Origin of the sequence: Kitasatospora sp. NPDC091207, assembly GCF_044768625.1 — a bacterium.
In the GTDB taxonomy this organism is placed as follows: Bacteria; Actinomycetota; Actinomycetes; order Streptomycetales; family Streptomycetaceae; genus Kitasatospora.
Map to the genome: position 1 here is coordinate 1 of NZ_JBIVVS010000050.1, position 21,129 is coordinate 21,129.

20 protein-coding genes, 1 tRNA gene and 2 pseudogenes are annotated in these 21,129 nt (G+C 71.9%); 7 read left to right on the top strand and 16 right to left on the bottom strand.

Annotation, left to right across the window (positions count from 1 at the left end):
• Positions 1–344 precede the first annotated feature (344 nt).
• The 5 genes and pseudogenes from ACIQTO_RS37480 to mca all read right to left on the bottom strand — a co-directional run.
• A pseudogene (locus tag ACIQTO_RS37480) lies at positions 345–486 on the bottom strand (DUF255 domain-containing protein); the annotation flags it as partial.
• 254 nt (positions 487–740) lie between these two features.
• The gene (locus ACIQTO_RS37485; RefSeq protein ID WP_402398059.1) at positions 741–1,286 is read right to left on the bottom strand and encodes a Uma2 family endonuclease; all 546 of its coding nucleotides are present in this window, start codon (positions 1,284–1,286) and stop codon (positions 741–743) included.
• A gap of 211 nt (positions 1,287–1,497) precedes the next feature.
• A pseudogene (locus tag ACIQTO_RS37490) lies at positions 1,498–1,656 on the bottom strand (DUF255 domain-containing protein); the annotation flags it as partial.
• Positions 1,657–1,698: 42 nt separating this feature from the next.
• Entirely contained in the window at positions 1,699–1,890 is a 192-nt protein-coding gene (locus ACIQTO_RS37495; RefSeq protein WP_329489368.1) for a hypothetical protein, read from the bottom strand.
• Between the two features lie 49 nt (positions 1,891–1,939).
• Complete coding sequence (mca, locus tag ACIQTO_RS37500) at positions 1,940–2,845, bottom strand: mycothiol conjugate amidase Mca (RefSeq protein ID WP_402398061.1); 906 nt, start codon at positions 2,843–2,845, stop codon at positions 1,940–1,942.
• Positions 2,846–3,116: 271 nt separating this feature from the next.
• Between mca and ACIQTO_RS37505 the strand changes: the two genes are divergently transcribed.
• Together ACIQTO_RS37505 and greA are read left to right on the top strand one after the other, a co-directional pair.
• Positions 3,117–3,530 (top strand): DUF4307 domain-containing protein, encoded by a 414-nt coding sequence (locus ACIQTO_RS37505; RefSeq protein WP_402398063.1) that lies wholly within the window; start codon positions 3,117–3,119, stop codon positions 3,528–3,530.
• A 289-nt stretch (positions 3,531–3,819) separates the two neighbouring features.
• On the top strand, positions 3,820–4,320 hold the full coding sequence (greA, locus tag ACIQTO_RS37510; protein WP_380577427.1) for a transcription elongation factor GreA: 501 nt from the start codon (positions 3,820–3,822) through the stop codon (positions 4,318–4,320).
• A 71-nt stretch (positions 4,321–4,391) separates the two neighbouring features.
• On the opposite strand, the gene ACIQTO_RS37515 is transcribed toward greA, so the two are convergent.
• The 3 genes from ACIQTO_RS37515 to ilvA all read right to left on the bottom strand — a co-directional run bounded on the left by ACIQTO_RS37515 (position 4,392) and on the right by ilvA (position 7,775).
• Positions 4,392–5,249, bottom strand: coding sequence for an ABC transporter permease (locus ACIQTO_RS37515; RefSeq protein WP_402398065.1), 858 nt, complete (start codon positions 5,247–5,249; stop codon positions 4,392–4,394).
• 1 nt (position 5,250) lies between these two features.
• Positions 5,251–6,309, bottom strand: coding sequence for an ATP-binding cassette domain-containing protein (locus tag ACIQTO_RS37520; protein WP_402398067.1), 1,059 nt, complete (start codon positions 6,307–6,309; stop codon positions 5,251–5,253).
• Between the two features lie 254 nt (positions 6,310–6,563).
• Complete coding sequence (gene ilvA / locus ACIQTO_RS37525) at positions 6,564–7,775, bottom strand: threonine ammonia-lyase (protein ID WP_402398069.1); 1,212 nt, start codon at positions 7,773–7,775, stop codon at positions 6,564–6,566.
• 191 nt (positions 7,776–7,966) lie between these two features.
• Between ilvA and ACIQTO_RS37530 the strand changes: the two genes are divergently transcribed.
• Positions 7,967–8,446, top strand: coding sequence for a MarR family winged helix-turn-helix transcriptional regulator (locus ACIQTO_RS37530; RefSeq protein ID WP_380577423.1), 480 nt, complete (start codon positions 7,967–7,969; stop codon positions 8,444–8,446).
• Positions 8,447–8,460: 14 nt separating this feature from the next.
• Here ACIQTO_RS37530 and ACIQTO_RS37535 read toward each other — a convergent pair whose 3' ends face one another.
• Complete coding sequence (locus ACIQTO_RS37535) at positions 8,461–9,618, bottom strand: cystathionine gamma-synthase (protein ID WP_402398071.1); 1,158 nt, start codon at positions 9,616–9,618, stop codon at positions 8,461–8,463.
• A 141-nt stretch (positions 9,619–9,759) separates the two neighbouring features.
• On the opposite strand from ACIQTO_RS37535, the gene msrA reads away from it, so the two are divergent.
• Positions 9,760–10,425: a peptide-methionine (S)-S-oxide reductase MsrA gene (msrA, locus tag ACIQTO_RS37540; RefSeq protein WP_402398073.1), complete on the top strand. Its 666-nt coding sequence runs from the start codon at positions 9,760–9,762 to the stop codon at positions 10,423–10,425.
• 36 nt (positions 10,426–10,461) lie between these two features.
• On the opposite strand, the gene ACIQTO_RS37545 is transcribed toward msrA, so the two are convergent.
• The 4 genes from ACIQTO_RS37545 to ACIQTO_RS37560 form a co-directional block, all read right to left on the bottom strand.
• The gene (locus ACIQTO_RS37545) at positions 10,462–10,956 is read right to left on the bottom strand and encodes a DUF1203 domain-containing protein (protein WP_402398075.1); all 495 of its coding nucleotides are present in this window, start codon (positions 10,954–10,956) and stop codon (positions 10,462–10,464) included.
• Between the two features lie 94 nt (positions 10,957–11,050).
• Positions 11,051–12,382 carry an Ig-like domain-containing protein gene (locus tag ACIQTO_RS37550; protein WP_402398077.1) on the bottom strand — a complete coding sequence of 444 codons (1,332 nt, stop codon included), beginning with the start codon at positions 12,380–12,382 and terminating at the stop codon, positions 11,051–11,053.
• Positions 12,383–12,570: 188 nt separating this feature from the next.
• Positions 12,571–12,909, bottom strand: coding sequence for a hypothetical protein (locus ACIQTO_RS37555; protein WP_402398079.1), 339 nt, complete (start codon positions 12,907–12,909; stop codon positions 12,571–12,573).
• 591 nt (positions 12,910–13,500) lie between these two features.
• Positions 13,501–14,901, bottom strand: coding sequence for a cystathionine beta-synthase (locus tag ACIQTO_RS37560; protein WP_402398081.1), 1,401 nt, complete (start codon positions 14,899–14,901; stop codon positions 13,501–13,503).
• A gap of 319 nt (positions 14,902–15,220) precedes the next feature.
• Here ACIQTO_RS37560 and ACIQTO_RS37565 point away from each other — a divergent pair, with 319 nt between their 5' ends.
• The 3 genes from ACIQTO_RS37565 to ACIQTO_RS37575 all read left to right on the top strand — a co-directional run bounded on the left by ACIQTO_RS37565 (position 15,221) and on the right by ACIQTO_RS37575 (position 18,890).
• Positions 15,221–16,315, top strand: a complete 1,095-nt coding sequence (locus tag ACIQTO_RS37565) for an SGNH/GDSL hydrolase family protein (RefSeq protein ID WP_402398083.1) — start codon at positions 15,221–15,223, stop codon at positions 16,313–16,315.
• A 109-nt stretch (positions 16,316–16,424) separates the two neighbouring features.
• Positions 16,425–17,645: an acetyl-CoA C-acetyltransferase gene (locus ACIQTO_RS37570; protein ID WP_402398084.1), complete on the top strand. Its 1,221-nt coding sequence runs from the start codon at positions 16,425–16,427 to the stop codon at positions 17,643–17,645.
• Between the two features lie 291 nt (positions 17,646–17,936).
• Positions 17,937–18,890 carry a hypothetical protein gene (locus ACIQTO_RS37575; RefSeq protein ID WP_402398086.1) on the top strand — a complete coding sequence of 318 codons (954 nt, stop codon included), beginning with the start codon at positions 17,937–17,939 and terminating at the stop codon, positions 18,888–18,890.
• A gap of 107 nt (positions 18,891–18,997) precedes the next feature.
• Here the strand turns inward: ACIQTO_RS37575 and ACIQTO_RS37580 are convergent, their stop codons facing one another.
• The 3 genes from ACIQTO_RS37580 to ACIQTO_RS37590 all read right to left on the bottom strand — a co-directional run bounded on the left by ACIQTO_RS37580 (position 18,998) and on the right by ACIQTO_RS37590 (position 20,624).
• Complete coding sequence (locus ACIQTO_RS37580) at positions 18,998–19,402, bottom strand: hypothetical protein (protein ID WP_402398088.1); 405 nt, start codon at positions 19,400–19,402, stop codon at positions 18,998–19,000.
• A gap of 80 nt (positions 19,403–19,482) precedes the next feature.
• Positions 19,483–20,400 carry a Bax inhibitor-1/YccA family protein gene (locus ACIQTO_RS37585; RefSeq protein WP_402398090.1) on the bottom strand — a complete coding sequence of 306 codons (918 nt, stop codon included), beginning with the start codon at positions 20,398–20,400 and terminating at the stop codon, positions 19,483–19,485.
• Positions 20,401–20,542: 142 nt separating this feature from the next.
• A tRNA-Leu gene (locus tag ACIQTO_RS37590) sits at positions 20,543–20,624 on the bottom strand.
• Between the last annotated feature and the right edge of the window lie 505 nt (positions 20,625–21,129).

Here is a 21,129-nt window from a genome sequence, read left to right on the forward strand (position 1 = left end):
GACCCTAGACAAGTCCCATCGTTGCAGGTCAGGAGCACTTTTCTCTTTTCTGATCACCCGTCGGACAGTGCCTGCCGTGAAAGGCCGAGGCTAGCTGTCCCGGGGCTGCGGCCAGGCCCAGTCCCCTGGACCCCCTGGAAAGGGCACGGTCAGCATCAACTGCGGCCAGCGACAGCTCCACCCCCTCGATGCTGCCAGCGTCGAATGCCCTGTCACAACCGTCAGCCGGAGGTCCGCTTGGTCGCAGCGTGTCCACCTCCAGCTGGCCGCCACCTCCTGAGCGCGCGCCCGTGTGCCTCAGGCAGAGGTGAGAGCCGCAGACTACTCAGCTGACGAGTTCACAGACACCAGTGGCACGCCGCGTGCCCGACGCTCAGCAGCACCGGCCCCCCGCTCAGCCTCAGCGAACGCCTCCGGGCCCCACTCCCACCAGTTCACGGGATTGTCGGCATGCTGCTGGAGGTGCGGGGAGGTCGTGTCGCCGAGTCAATTGGGCATGCCCAACAGTCCCGCACCTGCCAGCTCCTAAACCACACGCTGCGGTCCGTGTCCCGCGTGGCTCAGACCCACCACGCCTGTCGTACATGGCCCAGAACCAGTCTGCCCAGTTAGAAGCGCGCTGGGCCAGGTGACGGGCGGCTGAGAGTCAGTCAGTCCCCCGCAGCATGTAGCCACGCGCACGGCAGCACAGTGTCAAGCAGCTGAGATCGACTGGCCGTACAGCGAGCTCGCCATTGCGGTCAGCGGGCGTCTGCCTCAGGCCGGGGCAGCTCGTCCAGGTCGAGGGTGTAGGTCCGCCCGTCGGCCAGCTCGATGGGCAGCTTGCCCGAGCCGTACTTGTGTGTGTGGGCCGCGATGTAGCCGGAGCCGGTGGGCTGGGTGTGGACGACAACCTCAGCGGCGTACGGGTCTACCACCAGGTATATCGGGATGCCGTAGCGGCCGTACTTCGCGGTGCAGTCGTCGTAGTCCTTGCGCGCGGAGGAGACCGATACCACCTCGGCGATCAGCAGCACGTCCTCGAAGCCGTAGCGCTTGCCCTCCCGCTGCGCGTCCTCCCGCAGGATCGCGAAGTCCGGGGCGGAGTTCTCGTCGGCCGGGAAGTCGATGTACACGTCGGAGGCGGTCTTCGCATGCCGGCCGAGCGAGAGCGAGTCGATCTGCATCGACTTGATCGTGCTGGAGTGCTCAAAGCTCTGCGGGGTCATGATCACCTTCCCGTCAGTACCGAAGAAGACCACGTACCCTGCGGGGAACTCGGTGTGCATGACCGCATCGACGCTCATCAACGGCTCCTTCCTGTCACCTCTCAGAATATGGGGCCACGGTCCCGCACGGGGTCCACTATGAGAGTGCCGACCCAGCAAGAGCAGCGGGGGTGCGCTGATCTTCGGTCCAAGCGTTGATGTTCCGCCCCAGTCGCGCACCATACGCATCCGCGTCAGTGCTGTCCGGAAACATCCCAGGTCAGGACTACCTGGTTGTGTTAAGTCATTGGCACCAGTGGCACGCCGCGTACCCGACCGACAGCAGGACGGGTACGCCCCGCCGCTCCGCCTCCGCGAACGCCTCGGGGCCCCAGGGCCACCAGTCGACGGGGTTCTCGGCATGCTGCTGCAGATACGGCGAGGTCGCGTCCGCGAGACGGTTCGGCATGCCCCCATCCTTGCGCATCGGCGCGCCGACGGGGGCGGAGCCTCACTCCTTCGGAGCCTCCGGCTCCTCGACGAAGTCGACGCGCTTGAACTGCTTGTTCATCGACTTGACCAGAAACCAGGTGGCCACGCCGAGAGCGGCGAAGACGACGAAGCCCAGCAGTCCGGGGGTCACCTTGGTCTCGTCGAGGGCGAGCTCGGCGGCGAGGTGGGTGAGGTTCACGGGGGCACTCATATCTCTATGGTGGCCCGGCTCACGGGGAGCCGGGCCATCGGGGGGTGGTTCAGTCGCGCGTGTCGGCGGCCTCGGCCGCCAGGGTCGGGGTGCGCAGGCCGGCGAACAGGTCGTCCTCCGGCAGGTCGACGTCGATCAGGGTCCGGGCCAGCTCGTAGTCCTCGGTCGGCCAGACCTCCCGCTGGACCTCCAGCGGGACGCGGAACCACGGCCCGTCCGGGTCGATCTGGGTGGCGTGCGCGATCAGCGCGCGGTCCCGGGTCTCGAACCAGTCCTCGCAGCGGACCCGGGTGGTGATCTCGCGCTCCTTGCGGCCGCTCTTCTCCCAGCCCTCGATCCACTCGCCGTACGGCGACTCGTGGCCGTGCTCGGTGAGGTACGCGTGCAGTTCGCGGATCCGGCCCATCGGGAAGCCGTGGTTGTAGTAGAGCTTCAGCGGCTGCCAGGGCTCGCCGGCGTCCGGGTAGGCGTCCGGGTCACCGGCGGCGTCGAAGGCCACCATGGTGATCTTGTGGGTCATGATGTGGTCCGGGTGCGGGTAGCCGCCGTTCTCGTCGTAGGTCGTGATGACCTGCGGCTTGAACTCACGGATCAGCCGGACCAGCGGCTCGGCCGCCTCCTCGACGTCCTTCAGGCCGAAGCAGCCCTCGGGCAGCGGGGGCAGCGGGTCGCCCTCCGGCAGGCCGGAGTCGACGAAGCCCAGCCAGGCCTGCTTGACCCCGAGGATCCGGCGCGCCTCGTCCATCTCCTTGCGCCGGACCTCGTGGATGTTCTCCTCGATCTCCGGCTTGCCCTGCAGCTTCGGATTGAGGACCGACCCGCGTTCCCCCCCGGTGCAGGTGGCCACCAGCACGTCCACCCCCTGGTCGACGTACATGGCCATGGTGGCAGCGCCCTTGCTGGACTCGTCGTCCGGGTGGGCGTGCACCGCCATCAGTCGCAACTGCTCAGTCAACGCGTGCGTTCCTTCCACAATGTCTGGGCCTTCCGCGAAGTCCGGTCTGCCCACCGTCCGAGCCGCTCGGTTCGGGCCGCGTCACCGCGGACCTGCCGCCGGGTGCGCCGCGGCACGACCTCGCCACGCCGCCGGCACGGCACCGACACGGCCGAGCAGCGCCCCCGCCGGACCGGCCGCGGGCGTGCCCCTCCTATAGTGACGGACTGGAGGAGCGTCGCATTCCCCCGGCACCACCGCGGGGGGTACCTCCCGGAGAGGACTGAGCCCGATGAGCGCAGGCACCACCACCCCGCAGCTGCCCGAGGGGCGCTACGGCCGGCACGGCGATCGCGAGTCCGACCGCCGTCTCAAGGTGGCGGGCGCGGTCTGCGCCGTACTGGGGCTGGGCCTGGTGGCCTGGCTGGGCGGCTCGTACCTGATCCGCGAGACCACCATCAACGGCAGCGTCCCCTCGTTCCAGGCGGTCTCGGACACCGAGATGCAGCTGCACCTGGCGGTGCGCAAGGGCGACGGCACGGCGGGCAGCTGTACCGTCCGCTCGCAGGGCGAGGACGGCGCGGTGGTCGGGGTGGCCGACTTCCCCGTACCGGCCGCCGGCGGCGACTACGACGCCGTGGTGACCCTGCGGACCACCGCCCGCGGCACCACCGCCGAGCTGCTGGGATGCACACCGGCCAAGTAGTCGCCGGCGATCGCGACGCGCCCTGGGCGCATATTCGATCGGCGGAGCGGGAATCCGTCACGATGTCCCGCACACCGATCCTGTACACCTCGGCGCAATGCTGTCGTCAATGACGCGCCAACGACTCTCCCGCTTGTCGGCGGGAGTTGTTAGGCTCGTGGTTTCGCCCCTTCCGCACCAAGAGGTACGGGAGCGGGCGTTGCTTTGTAGTTACGACCGATATCTCCATCCGCCACCCTGCTGACGACTCACACCCTCAGCACAGCCCCAGCACCTACGAGGAGCACCCGTGACCCAGACCAGCGAGAACGTGACCTGGCTCACTCAGTCCGGCTACGACCAGCTCAAGGCCGAGCTGGACCACCTGAGCGGCCCCTGGCGCATCGAGATCGCCCAGAAGATCGAGGCGGCGCGCGAAGAGGGTGACCTCAAGGAGAACGCCGGTTACCACGCGGCCAAGGAGGAGCAGGGCAAGTACGAGCTGCGGATCCGCCAGCTCACCCAGCTCCTGGAGCGCGCCAAGGTCGGCGAGGCTCCCGCGGACTCCGGCGTGGTGGCCCCGGGCATGGTCGTCACGGTCGCCTTCGACGGCGACGCGGACGACACCATGACCTTCCTGCTGGGCTCGCGCGAGATGGCCGGCAGCGACGACCTCGACGTCTACTCCCCGCAGTCGCCGCTGGGCCGCGCGATCGACGGCAAGAAGGTCGGCGACGAGGCGACGTACGAGCTGCCGAACGGCAAGGCCGCCTCGGTCACCGTCACCGAGGCGAAGCCGCACAACGGCTGATCCCCCGCACCTGACGCCGAGGGCGGCCGTGGACACTCCACGGCCGCCCTCGCGGCATCCCGCGGCCGGGCTCAGCCCGCCGCCGAGCGGTACTTGCGCACCGACAGCCAGGAGAAGACCGCGGTGATCACCAGCGACCAGAGCACCGACATCAGCGACGCGTGCTGCATCGGCCAGGCGCTGTCCACCGGCCCGACCTGGTTGCCGAACAGGTCGCGGCAGGCCTGCACGGTGGCGCTGAAGGGGTTCCAGTAGGCGATCCCCTGCAGCCAGCCCGGCATCGAGCTGATCGGCACGAACGCGTTGGAGATGAAGGTCAGCGGGAAGAGCCAGATCAGCCCGGCCGAGGTGGCCGCCTCGGGACTGCGGACCGAGAGGCCGATCAGCGCGCCGATCCAGGAGAACGCGTAGCCGAGCAGGAGCAGCAGCCCGAACGCGGCGAGCGCCTTCGGCACGCCCTCGTGGATCCGCCAGCCGACCAGCAGCGCCACCACCGCCAGTACGACCAGGGTGAACGCGGTCTGACAGAGGTCGGCCAGGGTGCGGCCGACCAGCACCGCCGACCGGGCCATCGGCAGCGAGCGGAAGCGGTCCACCAGCCCCTTGGTCATGTCCTCCGCGATGCCGGCGGAGGCACCGGCCGTCGCGAAGGTGACGGTCTGCGCGAAGATGCCGGCCATCAGGAACTGGATGTACGAGTTGGAGCTGGCCTGCGTCCCGGGGATCTGGATCGCCCCGCCCATGACGTAGGAGAACAGCAGCACGAACATCACGGGCTGCATCAGTCCGAAGACCACGATCTCGGGGATCCGGGTCATCCGGCGCAGGTTGCGCCTGGCGACCACCCAGGAGTCGTGCAGGGTGGCGGCCGCGCCCCGGCGCTGCTTGGGTACCGCCCCGCCGATGGCGTGCTCGGTGGCCGTCGTCATCTCACAGCTCCTTCCCGGCCGGGACGGCCTGCTGGTCCGGGCCCTGGCCGTCCTCGCCGGCCCGGCCCCTGCCGTGCCCACCGCGGCCCTTGCCGGCGGACCGGTTCTCCTCGTCCTCGGCCGCGGTGACGTGGCCGGTGAGCGAGAGGAAGACGTCGTCCAGGGTCGGGCGGCGCAGGCCGATGTCGTCGATCTCGATGGAGCGGGCGTCCAGCTCGCGGATGGCGTCCGCGAGCACCCGGGCACCGCCGCTGACCGGCACGGTGATCCGGCGGGTGTTCTTCTCCACCGCCGGATCGCCCTTGGCGTACGCGGACAGCGCCTGGAGGGCCTCGGCGACGAGATCGGCGCGGTGCACCACGACCTCGATCCGCTCGCCGCCGATCTGCGCCTTGAGCTGGTCGGCGGTGCCCCGGGCGATCACCCGGCCGTGGTCGACCACCGCGATGTCGTGGGCGAGGCGGTCCGCCTCCTCCAGGTACTGGGTGGTGAGCAGCAGGGTGGTGCCCTGCTCGACGAGGGTCTCGATGACCTCCCAGAGGGCGAGCCGGTTGCGCGGGTCGAGACCGGTGGTCGGCTCGTCCAGGAACATCACCGGCGGCCGGACGACCAGCGCGGCGGCCAGGTCGAGCCGGCGCCGCATGCCGCCGGAGTAGGTCTTGGCGGTACGGTCCTTGGCCTCGGCGAGGCTGAACCACTCCAGCAGCTCCAGCGCGCGCGCCTTCGCGGCCCGGCCGGTCATCTGGTACAGCTCACCGACCATCTGCAGGTTCTCGAACCCGGTCAGGTACTCGTCGACCGCCGCGTACTGGCCGGAGAGGCCGATCAGGCTGCGGACCTTGTTGGGATGCCTGAGGACGTCGACCCCGGCGACCACCGCCCGGCCGGAATCGGGGTGGAGCAGGGTGGTGAGGACGCGCACCGTGGTGGTCTTGCCGGCTCCGTTCGGGCCGAGCAGCCCCAGCACCGTGCCCTCGGGGACGTCGAGGCTGACGCCGTCCAGGGCGCGTACGTCACCGAAGGTCTTCACCAGGTTCTCGGCTTGGATGGCTGGCGCCATGGCCTGCCTCATCTCCTCGGACGATAGCGATGCTATCGATTGGGCGAATTCCAGTGGTCTGTCCCACTTTGCCCCGAATGCAGGCACGTGGGCGACTCGGCCTTCGCCCCGAGGGGGCCGAAAGTACGATGCGCCGCGGGTCCCGGGCACTCGGCGCCGGCCCTCAGCGCCCAGCGCTCAGTCCTCAGCGCTCACCGCTCACCGCTCACCGCTCACCGCTCAGCAATCAGCAATCAGCGCCCAGTGCTCACCGCTCAGTGCGAGACGACGTACCCGGCGGCCCGCAGCTCGCCGAGCACCGCCGCGCAGTGCTCCGGCCCCTTGGTCTCCAGGTGCAGGTCCACCTCGACCTCGGTCAGCCCCAGCTGGGGGTCGATCCGCACGTGCGCCACATCCAGCACGTTCGCGTCCACCCGCGTGAGCACCCCGAGCAGGTCGGCCAGCGCCCCCGGCCGGTCCGCCAGCCGCACCCGCAGCGACAGGTAGCGGCCGGCCGCCGCCAGGCCGTGCCGGAGCACCCGCTGCATCAGTTGCGGATCGATGTTGCCGCCCGAGAGCACCGCCACCACCGGGCCCTCGAAGGAGCCCGGCTGCTCCAGCAGGGCCGCCACCGGGCTGGCCCCGGCCGGCTCGACGACCAGCTTCAGCCGCTCCAGACCGAGCAGCAGGGCCCGGGAGAGCGAGTCCTCGGAAACCGTCCGCACACCGTCCGCCAAGGCGTTGACGATCTCGAAGGGGATGTCCCCGGGCCGGCCGACCATGATCCCGTCCGCCATGGTGGTGTAGCGCTCCAGCGTCACCGGCCGACCGGCCGCCAACGAGGGCGGGTACGCGGCCGCACCGGCCGCCTGCACCCCGATCACCCGCACGTCGGGGCGGATCGGCTTCACCGCCGCCGCGATCCCGGCCAGCAGCCCGCCGCCGCCCACCCCGACCAGGATGGTCCGCACCTCCGGGCACTGCTCCAGGATCTCCAGCCCCACGGTGGCCTGGCCGGTGACCACGTCCCAGTGGTCGAAGGGGTGGATGAACACCGCGCCGGTCGCATCCGCGTACTGCTGCGCGGCCCGCAGCGCCTCGTCCACCGTGGCGCCGGACAGCCGGACCTCGGCGCCGTACTCGCGGGTCGCCGCGACCTTGGGCAGCGGCGCGGCCACCGGCATGAAGACCGTCGAGCGGACCCCGAGCAGCGCGGCCGCCAGCGCCACGCCCTGGGCGTGGTTCCCGGCGCTCGCCGCGACCACACCGCCCGCCCGCTGCACCGGCGAGAGGCCCGCGATCCGCACGTACGCCCCGCGCAGCTTGAACGAGCCGGTGCGCTGGAGGTTCTCGCACTTCAGATGGACCGGCGCGCCGATCAGCGCGGACAGGTGCCGGCTGCCCTCCATCGGCGTCACCCGGGCGACCCCGGCGAGCATCTTCTGGGCGCCGCGGACATCGTCGATGGTGATCGGCCAGCTGTGCATGGCGCCAGCCTAGGGCCCGGCGCCGAAGTGGCGCCGTTCGCCCGGCCGACGGGAGGGCTGGGCTTCGACCACCGGCCCCGCGGCCGGGCGGGAGGGCCAACCGGGCCTGTCGGCACTGTTCCCGGGCCCGCCCGGCCCGCGTACGCTGCTGGTTCTGAGCCTCCCTCACCGCACGACGATCGTGAGCCGCGATGACGACGACCTCGCCCCAGGCCACCGACCGCACCGACCCCCTGCACGCCCAACTCCAGTACCAGCTGGCGGTGTTCGCCCGACGCATGGAGCAGGTCCGCAGCTCCGACGGCGTGGGCGCGCTGGACCGGGCCGCCTACCTGCTGCTCGACCGGCTGGAGCGGCACGGGCCCGCCAACGTCAAGGCTCTGGCCGACGCGCTGGGCGTCGACTCCTCCACCGTCACCCGGCAGGTCGCCCCCCTGGTCGCCGCCGGGCTGGTCGGCCGGGTCCAGGACCCGGCCGACCGCCGCGCCGTGCGGCTCGCGCTGTCCCCGATCGGCGCCCGTCGGCTGGCCGAAGTCCGCGCCGGGCGGGCCGAGTTGGCCCGCCGGCTGGTGGCCGACTGGCCACCCGAGGAACAGCACGTGTTCTGCGCCCTGCTGGCCCGCTTCAACCACTCCATGGAGTCGTACACGGCGGGCCGGCAGGGCGCGTAGTCCCCGGCCGGGGACTACTGGCCGAGCGCCTGCTGGAGGTCGGCGAGCAGGTCGTCGATCGACTCGATGCCGACCGAGACGCGCACCAGGTCGGCGGGCACCTCCAGGGCCGAACCGGCCACCGAGGCGTGGGTCATCCGGCCCGGGTGCTCGATGAGCGACTCGACGCCGCCCAGCGACTCACCGAGGGTGAAGAGCCGCGCGCGGTTGCAGACCTCGACCGCCGCCTCCTCCCCGCCGTTGACGCGGAAGGAGACCATGCCGCCGAACGCCTTCATCTGCTTGGCGGCGATGTCGTGGCCGGGGTGCTCGGGCAGGCCCGGGTAGAGCACCTGGCTGACCTTGGGGTGGCCCGCCAGCAGCTCGGCGACCTTCTCGGCGTTGGAGCTGTGCCGGTCCATCCGGACCCCGAGGGTCTTGATGCCGCGCAGCACCAGCCAGGCGTCGAACGGGCCGGAGACGGCGCCCATCGCGTTCTGGTGGTAGGCGACCTCCTCGCCGAGGCCCGCCTCGGCCAGCACCAGCGCACCACCGACGACGTCCGAGTGGCCGCCCATGTACTTGGTCGTGGAGTGCACGACCGCGTCCGCGCCGAGCGCGATGGGCTGCTGCAGGTAGGGGCTGGCGAAGGTGTTGTCGACCACCAGCAGCGCGCCGGCGCCGTGCGCGATCTCGGCGAGCGCGGTCAGGTCGGTGATGCCCAGCAGCGGGTTGGACGGGGTCTCCACCCAGACCGCGCGGGTGTTGGGGCGCAGCGCCTCACGAACGGTCGACAGGTCCTGGGTGTTGGCGACGGAGAACTCGACGCCCCAGCGGGTCAGGACCTTGGCGAACAGCCGGAAGGTGCCGCCGTAGGCGTCGTTGGGGATCACGATGTGGTCGCCCGGCTTGAGGATGGTGCGCAGCAGGGTGTCCTCGGCGGCCAGGCCGGAGGCGAAGGCCAGGCCGCGGGCGCCGCCCTCCAGTGCCGCGAGGCACTCCTCCAACGCGGTCCGGGTCGGGTTGGCGCTACGGCTGTACTCGTAGCCGCCCCGGAGGCCGCCCACCCCGTCCTGCTTGTAGGTGGACACCTGGTAGATCGGCGTGACGACGGCCCCGGTCTGGGGGTCTGCTTCCTGACCCGCGTGGATGGCGAGAGTCTCGAAGCCCTGGGGAAGCTGGTGCTCGGTCATGACAACGAGCGTAGTGGGCGAACGCCGGGGCGCCTCCCGAAGGGGCGGCGGCGTCCGGAAAGCACCGGCGCTGCCCGGAATCCGGCGGCGGCCGGCGGCGTTGAAACCTGTACAACCCTTCCCGACCAGCTGGAGCAGGCCGTGCTGTTCAACCGCCACAAGACCTCGCTCGTCCCCGCCGACCAGGCGCTGCCCGGCCGGGAGTCGCCGGGCTTCACCCTGAGCGAGCCGCACACCGTGCTCGGCACCCCGCTCACCGGTCCGTACCCGGCCGGGCTGGAGGTGGCCGACTTCGGGCTGGGCTGCTTCTGGGGTGCCGAGCGCACGTTCTGGCGGCTGCCGGGCGTCTGGACGACGCTGGTCGGCTACCAGGGCGGGCACACCCCGCACCCGACGTACGAGGAGGTGTGCAGCGGGCTGACCGGCCACACCGAGGCGGTCCGGGTGGTGTTCGACCCGGCGGTGATCTCGTACGAGCGGCTGCTGAAGACCTTCTGGGAGGCGCACGACCCGACCCAGGGCAACCGGCAGGGCAACGACGTGGGCACCCAGTACCGGTCGGCCGTCTACACGCACTCCCCGGCCCAGGCCGCCACCGTGGCCGCCGCGCGGGAGGCCTTCCAGCCGGCGCTGACCGCGATCGGCCTGGGGCCGATCACCACCGAGATCGCCCCGGCGGGGCCGTTCTACCCGGCGGAGCCCTACCACCAGCAGTACCTGTCCGACGCCAAGAACCCGAACGGCTACTGCGGCCTCGGCGGCACGGGCGCCAGCTGCCCGATCGGCGTGGCCCGCACCGAGGGCTGACGGGGGCCGGGGCCTACCGGGGCGGGCCGCCCGGCCTCAGGCGCGCCGGACTTCGTGCTGGAAGCAGCCGAACTCCAGCGCCCGGACGTGCACCACGGCCACCTCCGGGTCGGCGAGCAGCTCGGCGGCGGCCGACTCGGCGGTGTCGGGGGTGACGGGCACGCCGCGCAGGATGTGGCCGCGCCGGTCGTAGGCGCGCAGCACCCGCGCACCTCCGTGGAACCCGGCCGGCCAGGACGGGCCGGTGCCGGGGCACGGGTGGGCGTGCACGAACACCGGGCCGACCTCGTCGTACGGACCGGGTTCGGCGCCCGTCCGGGCGGCCCAGCGGCGCAGCGGCGCGTAGCCGACCAGGGCGATCCGGTCGCCGGGCAGGGCACGGGTGAGGCAGCAGCGCAGCGGGGCGCCACCGGTCCGGTCCACCGACCGGACGGGTGGGCGCCCGGCGTCGTCGCGCTCCAGCAGGGCGAGGTGGACGGCCGGATCGATCGGGCCGACGGTCAGGGCGGGTACGGCGGGCGTGGTGGTCATGCGTCCAGCCTGCCGCCGGAGCCGCCCGGCGTCCGGCGGGTTTCGGCCGTCGCGTTCGACGGCCGCCCTCATCTTCGACGGCCGCCGGCCCGGCTCAGATCGCGCTGCCGGCCTTCCAGGCGGCCCAGCCGAGGTTCCAGCCGTTCAGACCGTTGGAGGGCTCGACCGTCTTGTCCCCGGAGTTCACGACCTCGACGACGTCGCCGATCATCGAGCTCTTGTAGAACTTGTAGCCGTCCGCGCTCTGGTCCTGGCCGCCCTTGGTGTCCTTCAGGCCGACGCAGCCGTGGCTGGTGTTCTGACTGCCGAAGATCGACGACGGCGACCAGTAGTTGCCGTGGATGAAGGTGCCCGAGGTCGTCAGGCGCTGGGCGTGCGGCACGTCGGCGATGTCGTACTCACTGCCGAGGCCGACGGTCTGCGAGTTCATCCGGGTCTGCTGGTACTGCTCCGAGATGACCATCTTGCCGCCCCAGGTGCGGTACTCGGGCGAGCCGCCGGAGATCGCGTAGACGGCGCTGACCTGGCCGTCGGTGGTGACGGTGAGCTTCTTGGCGGCGAGGTCGGCGACGCTGGTCTGCGCGCGGCCGACGGTGAAACGGACGTCCTTGGACTGGGTGCCGTAGACGCCCTTGGCGGCCTGCACGTCCTTGAGCCGGAGCTTCACGGTGACGTTGGTGCCCTTGGCCCAGTACTCCTGCGGCCGGAAGTCCAGGCGGGTGCTGGAGAACCAGTGCCCGACGATCTCGACGCCGGGCTCGGCCATGACGGTGATCGCCTGCTGGACGGCCTTGCGGTCGCTCACCGGCTTGCTGAAGTTGATCGAGACCGGCATGCCGACACCGACGACCGAGCCGTCCTCGGGGGTGAAGTAGCCGACGAAGGTGTTGGCCGGGGTCGCCGTGGTGAAGACGGCGTTGGCGTCCGCCTCCAGCTTGTCCTTGTCGGTGGCCGAGGCGGTGACGGTGTACTTGGTGCCGCTGGCCGGCGCGGCGGCGGACGTCCAGCTGGTGCCGTCCGGGGAGAGCTCCCCGGCCAGCGCCTTGCCGGTCGAGTCGGCGACCTTGACCGAGCCGAGGGTGCCGCCCGTGACGGTGACCTTGACCGGCTCGCTGAAGCTGGCGGCGGTGGAGCCGTCGGCCGGGGTGACGGTGATGACGGCCACCGAGGTCTTCGGCGAGCTGCTCGCGCTCGCGCTCACGCCGCTGCCCGTGGTGGCTCCACCGCCGCCCGCGGACCCGGACCCGGACCCGGACCCGGTGCCGGTGCCGGTGCCGGACCCACTGCCCGCGCCGGTCCCGCCGTCGCTCTTGGTGTCGTTGCAGGCCGCCAGCAGGAGGACCGGCGCACCGATCAGGCCGGCCAGCACGCCGCGCCGGCTCCAGTTTCCTCCGGCCGCCCGGCCCTGACCGTCCCGTGCCGTCACGTCGCGTTCTCCCTGCTGATCATCCCGGGCATTACGGATACAGAAACGCAATCCGCCCCTTCACGGTTCCATCACCAACGGGAAGCGATCGTATGAGATGACTCAACTTCCTGCCAAATATGGACAAAATGCCCGGCCTGCGGATCGCAGGCCGGGCACTCACAAGCCGTGACGAAGGCGGGCGGAGACTACTCGGCGGACTCTTCCACCGCGTACTCGTCCCAGCCCTCCCCCTCGGCGTCGAACTCGGTCTGCGCGGACTCCCAGGTCGCCGAGGCGAGCTCGACGCCCGGGACGTCGCCGAGCAGGGCGACCGGGTCGATGAAGTGCGCGAGCGAACCCGACGGGTCCACCTCGATGGCCTCGACGGACTGGGCGCGCTCCTCGTCGTCGAGGTACTCGTCGTCCGTCACCTGCTGCAGGGCCGCCGCCTTGAGCGCCCCCTCGTCGGTGATCTCGGCGATGAGCTCGATGCTGAGCCGGACGTAGCGCGGTTCGTCCTGGCCGGTCGTGTCAGTGCTGGTCATGCGAGCGAGCGTACGGGAAACCGTCCGGAGGCGAGCGGGTGGCAGCGCGGCCCCGGGCCAAGGGGCCGCGCCGGTGCCGGAAGGCAGCGGCGAGGACCCCCGCGAGGCACGAGCGGGCGACCCACGACACGGGAAGGGCCGGCCCCTCCGAGGAGGGACCGGCCCTGCCGTCTCCGCCGGACTCCCCCACCCGGGAGCCGCGGAGACGCGCCAAGCGGCGCGGTGGTGACCGCGGGAGCCGTCGCACCCTGTCGACCGGCCGTAGCCGGACAGGGGCGGGACGACGACGTCACCCGCGGCGGCCCCTCCTGCCCGGAGACCGGGCGGGGAGGGCAGGACACGGCAGGCCGGGTCAGGGCCGTCCGACGTGTCCGGAGACGACCGCGGCCACCGGGGAGCCGCTCCCGGTCGGTCACTGTCGCCTCGCTCGGCGTCTTGCCGTTGACCCCAACGATGCCCGACCGTTGTTAAGCGCGTGCTGCGCGCAGGTGACGCCGGTGTACCACTTCGCCCGCGGACGAACCCTCAGCCGTCCGGCCGGACCGCCGGGGTGAGCGGGCGACGGGGTGAGCGGGCGTCAGTGCGGGCCGGTCAGTGCGAGCCGCGGCCCGCGAGGAAGCCCAGCAGGTCCTGGCGGGTGACGATGCCCTGCGGCTTGCCCTCCACCAGCACCACGGCCGCGTCGGCCTTCTCCAGCACGGTCATCAGGTTGGTGACCGTCTCGCCCGAGCCGACCACCGGCAGCGGCTTGGACATCACCTTGTCCAGCGTGTCGGTGAGCTGGATCTCGTTCGCGAAGACGCCCTCCAGCAGGAGCTTCTCGGCCACCGAGCCGATCACCTCACCGGCCATGATGTCGGGGTGGCCGGCCCCCGGGGAGACCACCGGCATCTGCGAGACGCCGTACTCGCGCAGCACCCGGACCGCCTCGGCGACGGTCTCGTTGGGGTGCATGTGGACGAACTGCGGGATGCCCTCGTGCTCGATGGCGTCCTTGCGGGCCAGCACCTCGGCGATGTGCGCCTCGTCGGTGGCCGACGGCAGGAAGCCGTAGTCGGCCATCCAGTCGTCGTTGAAGATCTTCGACAGGTAACCGCGGCCGCCGTCCGGCAGCAGGACCACCACGACGTCGTCCGGACCCAGCCGCTTGGCCACCTCCAGCGCGGCGACCACGGCCATCCCGCAGGAGCCGCCGACCAGCAGGCCCTCCTCCTTCGCGAGGCGGCGGGTCATCTGGAACGAGTCCTTGTCGGAGACGGCGACGATCTCGTCCGCGACGCCGCGGTCGTAGGCGGTCGGCCAGAAGTCCTCACCGACGCCCTCGACCAGGTACGGCCGGCCGGTGCCGCCCGAGTAGACCGAGCCCTCCGGGTCGGCGCCGACGACCTTGACCGTGCCGCCGGAGACCTCCTTCAGGTAGTTGCCGGTGCCGGAGATGGTGCCGCCGGTGCCGACGCCGGCCACGAAGTGGGTGATCCGCCCCCCGGTCTGCTCCCACAGCTCCGGGCCGGTGGAGTGGTAGTGCGAGGCCGGGTTGTCCGGGTTGGAGTACTGGTCCGGCTTCCAGGCGTTCGGCGTCTCACGGACCAGGCGGTCCGAGACGTTGTAGTAGGAGTCCGGATGCTCCGGGGCCACCGCCGTCGGACAGACGACCACTTCGGCGCCGTACGCGCGCAGGGTATTGATCTTGTCGGTGGACACCTTGTCCGGACAGACGAAGATGCACTTGTAGCCCTTCTGCTGGGCCACGATCGCCAGGCCGACACCGGTGTTGCCGGAGGTCGGCTCCACGATCGTGCCGCCGGGCTTCAGCGCGCCCGAGGCCTCGGCGGCCTCGATCATGCGCATCGCGATCCGGTCCTTCACCGAGCCGCCGGGGTTGAAGTACTCGACCTTCGCCAGCACTGTCGCGCTGATGCCGTCGGTGACCTTGTTGAGCTTGACCAAGGGCGTGTTGCCGACCAGGTCGATGATCGAGTTGTGGTACCGCACGGGGGTCCTCCCGGTCTGTGGGCATGCGAGTGCTTTCGGTACTGCAAAGCCTAGGGCGTGCCACCGGCCCCAGCTCTCCCCTGCGCCACACTCCCTCCCGGCCTCCTCCCGGCCCTCCCCGCCGCCCTCGTTCCGGCCCGCCGCGCGCCCTCCCCGGGACCGCGCGCCCGCCCCCGACCCCGACCGCGCGCCCCGTCACGCGCCCACGGATGGCCCAGTCCCGTCGATAGCGCACCGCCGAGGACGGGTAGGAGGTGTACAGGCAACGCGAGTGGCGGCCCCGCCAGGGGGCGGCACGAGGACGCGAAGGGGGCACCGGATGCCAGGGGCACAGGAGTCGCGGGCCCGGGTGGCCCGGCGGATCGCCACCGCGGCGGCGTACGGCGGCGGCGGGCTCGGCCTGCTGGGCGTGGGCCTGGTCGGGGTGCTGCTGACCGAGAGCAAACTGGCCGTGCAGGCGATCGGCATCCTCCAGGGCGACCCGCCCAAGGCCGACGGCGTCTACGGCGAGGCCTTCGCCGACGGCGGCACCGCCGGGCAGCCGCCCCTGGTGCTCGCCTTCCTCGGCGACTCCACCGCCGCCGGCCTCGGGGTGCTGCGCGCCCGCGAGACCCCGGGCGCGCTGCTCGCCGCGGGTCTGGCTTCGGTGGCCGAGCGGCCGGTCCGGCTAATCAACGTGGCCCGCTCCGGCGGGCGCTCCGCCGACCTCTCCGGCCAGCTGGAGCTGGCCCTGCCGCACCGCCCCGACATCGCCGTGATCATGGTGGGTGCCAACGACGTGACCCGGCACAGCCCGGCCCAGCTCGCGGTGCGCCACCTCGGCGAGGCGGTCGCCGCGCTGCGCGCCAACGGCTGCGAGGTGGTGGTCGGCACCTGCCCGGATCTCGGCACGATCAAGCCGGTGCGTCCGCCACTGCGCTGGGTGGCCCGGCGGGTCAGCCGGCAGCTGGCCGCCGCGCAGACCATCGCCGTGGTGGAGGCCGGCGGCCGGACGGTCTCGCTGGGCTCACTGCTCGGGCCGGAGTTCGCGGCCCGGCCCGAGATGTTCGCCGCCGACCGCTACCACCCCTCCGCCCAGGGCTACGCGACGGCGGCGATGGCCGTCCTGCCCTCGCTCTGCGCGGTGCTCGGCCTCTGGCCCGAGGAGGAGCGGCCGGCCGGCCCGGTCCCGGGCGAGACGGTGCTGCCGGTGGCGGTGGCGGCGGCCGCCGCGGCGGGCCGCTCCGGCTCCGAGGTGGCGGCCGTCGGGGCCGAGGGCGCGGCGCGGCGCTGGGCGCTGCTGCGCCACCGGCTGCGGGTCGGCCTGCCGGGCACCTGGGCCGCCGAGGGGGCTCCGGGCGGGCCGGTCACGGGCCCCGGGGCCGACCACGGGAACACGTCGGCCAGCTCACACGCCGGGGCGGGTGACGCCTGAGCTACCAGACGGTAACTTTCCTCCCGGGCGTCCGCCGCGCATCCGGCCGTTCCCGCCGGACCGCCGCCCGGACCCCACAGCCCGAAGGTCACTCAGCGAGGAGCCCGCCATGCCCGAAGCCGTCATCGTCAGCGCTGCCCGTTCGCCGATCGGCCGGGCCTTCAAGGGCTCCCTCAAGGACGTCCGCCCCGACGACCTGACCGCCCACATCATCGCCACCGCCCTGGCCAAGGTCCCCCAGCTCGACCCCCGCGACATCGAGGACCTGATGCTCGGCTGCGGCCTGCCCGGCGGCGAGCAGGGCCACAACCTCGCCCGGATCGTCGCCGTCCAGATGGGCATGGACCACCTGCCCGGCACCACCATCACCCGCTACTGCTCCTCCTCCCTCCAGACCACCCGGATGGCCCTGCACGCCATCAAGGCCGGCGAGGGCGACGTCTTCATCTCCGCCGGCGTCGAGACCGTCTCCCGCAGCGTCCACGGCACCTCCGACGGCATGCCCGGCACCATGAACCCGCTCTTCGACGACGCCCAGGCCCGCACCGCCCAGCGCGCCGAGCAGGGCGGCGGGCACTGGCACGACCCGCGCGAGGACGGCCTGCTGCCCGACGCCTACATCGCGATGGGCCAGACCGCCGAGAACCTCGCCGCCCTCAAGGGCATCACCCGCGCCGAACAGGACGCCTTCGGCGTCCGCTCCCAGAACCTCGCCGAGGCCGCCCTCAAGGCCGGCTTCTGGCAGCGCGAGATCACCCCCGTCACCCTCCCCGACGGCACCGTCGTCAGCGCCGACGACGGCCCCCGCGCCGGCGTCACCCTCGAAGGCGTCTCCGGCCTCAAGCCCGTCTTCCGCCCCGACGGCACCGTAACCGCCGGTAACTGCTGTCCCCTCAACGACGGCGCCGCCGCCCTCGTCGTCATGTCCGACACCAAGGCCCGCGACCTCGGCATCACGCCCCTCGCCCGCATCGTCTCCACCGGCCTCAGCGCCCTCTCCCCCGAGATCATGGGCTACGGCCCCGTCGAGGCCTCCAAGCAGGCCCTGCGCCGCGCCGGCCTCACCATCGGCGACATCGACCTCGTCGAGATCAACGAAGCCTTCGCCGCCCAGGTCATCCCCTCCTACCGCGACCTGGGCATCGACCCCGAGCGCCTCAACGTCAACGGCGGCGCCATCGCCGTCGGCCACCCCTTCGGCATGACCGGCGCCCGCATCACCACCACCCTGATCAACTCCCTGCAGTGGCACGACAAGCAGTTCGGTCTGGAGACCATGTGCGTCGGTGGCGGCCAGGGCATGGCGATGGTCATCGAGCGGCTCAGCTGACCCTCGGACGTCAACCCCGAAGGGTCCAGACCACCCATTTGGAGTGACGCAGAGTAATTGAGGGCCGGATCACACCGAGAGGTCGATCCGGCCCTCTTTTCTTTCGAATCGGGCCCGGAAATCGACAGTGCGGAGCGGATCAACTCCGCAGCGTAGAACGGTGTTACCTAACAATTTGGGGACAAGAGCGAAAGTCCCGGACAAAGTAGACATTCGCCACTGCGGTAACAGCCCCGTATGGGGCAGTGTGGAGAGGTAACCCCGTTCCACTCCTCCCTAGGAGTACGTTCCGTGAGCGCCGTCTACACCCTCCTCCTGCTGATACTGATCACCGTGTCGACCGCTGTACTGGTCCACCTCCGGGGGCTCTCCCGCCGGCTGGACGCCCGGGCCGCGGCCGCCGCACCCGCACCGGTCGACGAGGCCGCGATCCGCCGGGCCGTCGCCGAGGCGCTCGCCGCCGACCGCGAGCGGGAGATCACCGAGGCCCGCGCGTTCTGGGCCGAGCAGGAGGCCCGCGCGGCCGAGGACGCGCCACTGTTCGACTCCCCCTTCGCCGGCGTGCTCGGCACCACCGACGAGTGGCCGCTCTTCTTCCCCCGGCCGACCGGTCCGCAGGAGGCCGCCGACAACGCGGGCACCATGGACCCGGAGTTCGGCGAGGCGCTGCGCTCCGCGCTGGAGGACCTGATCAACGAGGGCGGCGCCGACCCGGCCGGGCCCGGCCCCGAGGGCGGTGCGCCACTGCGGCCCGGCCACCCGTCCGGAGCCCCGACCGCCGAGGTCGGCGGCAGCGACGCCCGGGCCCGCCGGGAGGCCGACCTGCTGGCCACCGGGCTGGAGGCCGGACTGCTGGACGGCGAACCGGCCGTCGAGGACGCGCCGGCGCCCGCGCCCGACCCGCGCCGCCACCCCTCGCACCCCGACTTCGTGCCCAGCCAGGCGCCGTCCCGCGAGTGGACCGACACCCGGCTGACCACGCTCGCCGAGGAGGGCGTGGCCCTGATCGACGTCCGCCCCGGCCCGCTCGGCACGCTGGACGTCTACGCCTTCGCCGACGGCACCACGCTCTGCGTCGCCCCCGGCGACCGCGAGGCCGCCTACCGGCTGATCGACGCCGTCCGGGCCGGTGAGGACGTCCGGCTGCTCGGCGGCTCGCGCTTCTCCGGCTCGTACTCGCTGACCTTCTCCACCGACGAGGACGCCGTCTACGTGCTCGCCGACCGGGTGGTCGCCAGCATCTGACGCCGACGACCACCGACGCGACTGACCGCACAGCAGAAGGCCGACCGGATCAAGGGGTTACCGATCCGGCCGGCCTTCGGCGTTCCCCGCCGGGCCCGGCGGGGAGCTCAGCCGCAGAGGGCGGCCGTGGCGGCCACCTCGGCCAGCGCCCGGGCGAGCACCGCCGGGGCCGTCGCGGGCCCGCCCAGCGGCTCCGGGAGCGGTACCGGTGTCTGCGCCGGCAGCGCGGCCAGGGCGGCCGCCAGGTCGTGCCCGGCGACGGCCAGCTGGTCACCGGCCGCGAAGGCACCGGCGTCCGGGAACTCCCGCGGCGGCCCGGCCGGCCCGTCGCCGCCCGTCGCCACGCCCTCGGCGGCCTGTGCCGCCAGCGCCAGCCATCGGGCCAGCGCCAGCGCCGCGGCGGCCCGGGAGGGGTGGCCGGGTACGGCGCCCAGCAGCCGGCTCTGCGGCATCGAGCGGAAACGATCCGCCAGGGCTTCGACGGCTTCGGCGAGGGAGACTGCTTCAGACATGGCGCGAGCCTAACGAAAGCCGCCGGGCCCCGGAGCGGAAGGCTCCGGGGCCCGGCGGCAGTGCGCGAGGGACGCGGTGATCAGTCGTCGCCGCGCAGGATCGCGATCAGTCGCAGCATCTCGATGTAGATCCAGACCAGCGACAGGGTGAGCCCGAAGGCGGCCCGCCAGGCCTCCTTCTGCGGGGCGCCCTGCGCGATGGCCTGCTCGATGGCCGCGAAGTCCAGCGACAGGAAGAACGCGCCGAGACCGATGCCGACCAGGCCCACCACGATGCCCAGCGGGCCGGAGCGCAGCCCCATGTCCGCGCCGAACAGCGACGCGACCATGTTGATCATGAGCAGCAGCACGAAGCCCATGGCGATCGCGATGCCGATCCGCGTGTAGCGCGGGGTGACCCGGATCCGGCCGGTCTTGTAGGCGATCAGCATCGCCGCGAAGACCGCCGCGGTACCCAGCACCGCCTGGATCGCGATGCCCGGCCAGATGGTGTTGAACACCTTGGTCACGGCACCGAGCGCGAAGCCCTCCAGGCCCGCGTAGAGCAGGATCAGCGGCGGGCTGACACTCCGCTTGAACGAGACCACCAGGCCGACCACGAAGGCGATCAGCGAGGCGCCGACAGCCAGGCCGTAGTTCCGGTCCGGCAGGAGGAACCAGGCCAGCCCGCCGGCGGCGACCAGGGTGAGCAACGTCATGGCGGTGCGGGCGACGACGTCGTCGAGCGTCATCCGACCCGTCGCCAGCGGACCGGCGGACGGCGCCCGGTACATCTCGACCAGTTGCTCGTCGGTCAGCGGGCCCTGGGCCTGCGGCTGCTGGGCGTAGGGGCTGCCCGCGTAGGGGTTGTTGCCGTACGGGTTGTTGCCGTACGGGCCGTTGGGGCCGGTGGCGTGCGGACTCCCGGCCGGCGGGGCCTGCGTGGTGCCGAAACCCGCGTAGCCGGGCTCGCGGGTGAAGGATCCCTCCCGCGAGAAGACCGGGTTGCTGCTTCTCATTGCTCATTCCCTCCGTGGCGGCACTGCACCGCCCGCAGCACAAGGGTAATGGGTTGGCAAAAGAATGGGGATACGCCGCGAGGAGGATCCGGTGAACGGCGCCCGGCGGGGACGCCCGGTGGCGTCCCCGCACGTGGAGCGGTGCCCGGAGCCGGACTCGAACCGGCACGGCCTCACGGCCAAGCAGTTTTAAGCTGCCCGTGTCTGCGTTCCACCATCCGGGCCTTTCTGCGGACCTGCCCTGCCGACAGTCGGAGGTGGTGCTCCGTCCCCGTGCGGGCCACCCCCGAGCCTAGTCGCCCGCCTCCCCCTTTCGCATGTTCCCAGCCAGGGAAGTTGTCATGTTTCCTTGCCATCTGACGAACAGTTCGTGATTTGGCCAGTCAAAGCGTGCTATCCGGCCACCGGACTCCGGTAAGGGTCGGTGTCATACCGGAGGATGAGGGCTTTACCTGGGCGTACGCCCAGCGGTGGTCAGGCCAACCGTCCGGCGGAGCGACGAGAAACCATGATCACGTGGCCGACCATGGAAATACGGCCGGAACCCTGCGGTGAACGGCCCTCCAACGACCTCCCGCGCTTTTCCGGCGCCGTCGCAGCCCGACCACAAGGAGCATCCCCGTGACCTCGTCGACCGCAACCGCCGTCCGTACCGGCCGGGCGGCCGCCCGCGCCACCGGCCTCAACAAGGTCTACGGGGACGGGGAGACCCGCGTCGTCGCCCTCGAC

Coding starts and splice junctions, on each gene's coding strand:
- ACIQTO_RS37485 (WP_402398059.1), bottom strand. CDS start 1,286: ATGAGCGTCGATGCGGTCATGCACACCGAGTTCCCCGCAGGGTACGTG.
- ACIQTO_RS37495 (WP_329489368.1), bottom strand. CDS start 1,890: ATGAGTGCCCCCGTGAACCTCACCCACCTCGCCGCCGAGCTCGCCCTC.
- ACIQTO_RS37505 (WP_402398063.1), top strand. CDS start 3,117: ATGAGCGCAGGCACCACCACCCCGCAGCTGCCCGAGGGGCGCTACGGC.
- ACIQTO_RS37515 (WP_402398065.1), bottom strand. CDS start 5,249: ATGACGACGGCCACCGAGCACGCCATCGGCGGGGCGGTACCCAAGCAG.
- ACIQTO_RS37520 (WP_402398067.1), bottom strand. CDS start 6,309: ATGGCGCCAGCCATCCAAGCCGAGAACCTGGTGAAGACCTTCGGTGAC.
- ilvA (WP_402398069.1), bottom strand. CDS start 7,775: ATGCACAGCTGGCCGATCACCATCGACGATGTCCGCGGCGCCCAGAAG.
- ACIQTO_RS37530 (WP_380577423.1), top strand. CDS start 7,967: ATGACGACGACCTCGCCCCAGGCCACCGACCGCACCGACCCCCTGCAC.
- ACIQTO_RS37535 (WP_402398071.1), bottom strand. CDS start 9,618: ATGACCGAGCACCAGCTTCCCCAGGGCTTCGAGACTCTCGCCATCCAC.
- ACIQTO_RS37545 (WP_402398075.1), bottom strand. CDS start 10,956: ATGACCACCACGCCCGCCGTACCCGCCCTGACCGTCGGCCCGATCGAT.
- ACIQTO_RS37555 (WP_402398079.1), bottom strand. CDS start 12,909: ATGACCAGCACTGACACGACCGGCCAGGACGAACCGCGCTACGTCCGG.
- ACIQTO_RS37565 (WP_402398083.1), top strand. CDS start 15,221: ATGCCAGGGGCACAGGAGTCGCGGGCCCGGGTGGCCCGGCGGATCGCC.
- ACIQTO_RS37570 (WP_402398084.1), top strand. CDS start 16,425: ATGCCCGAAGCCGTCATCGTCAGCGCTGCCCGTTCGCCGATCGGCCGG.
- ACIQTO_RS37580 (WP_402398088.1), bottom strand. CDS start 19,402: ATGTCTGAAGCAGTCTCCCTCGCCGAAGCCGTCGAAGCCCTGGCGGAT.
- ACIQTO_RS37585 (WP_402398090.1), bottom strand. CDS start 20,400: ATGAGAAGCAGCAACCCGGTCTTCTCGCGGGAGGGATCCTTCACCCGC.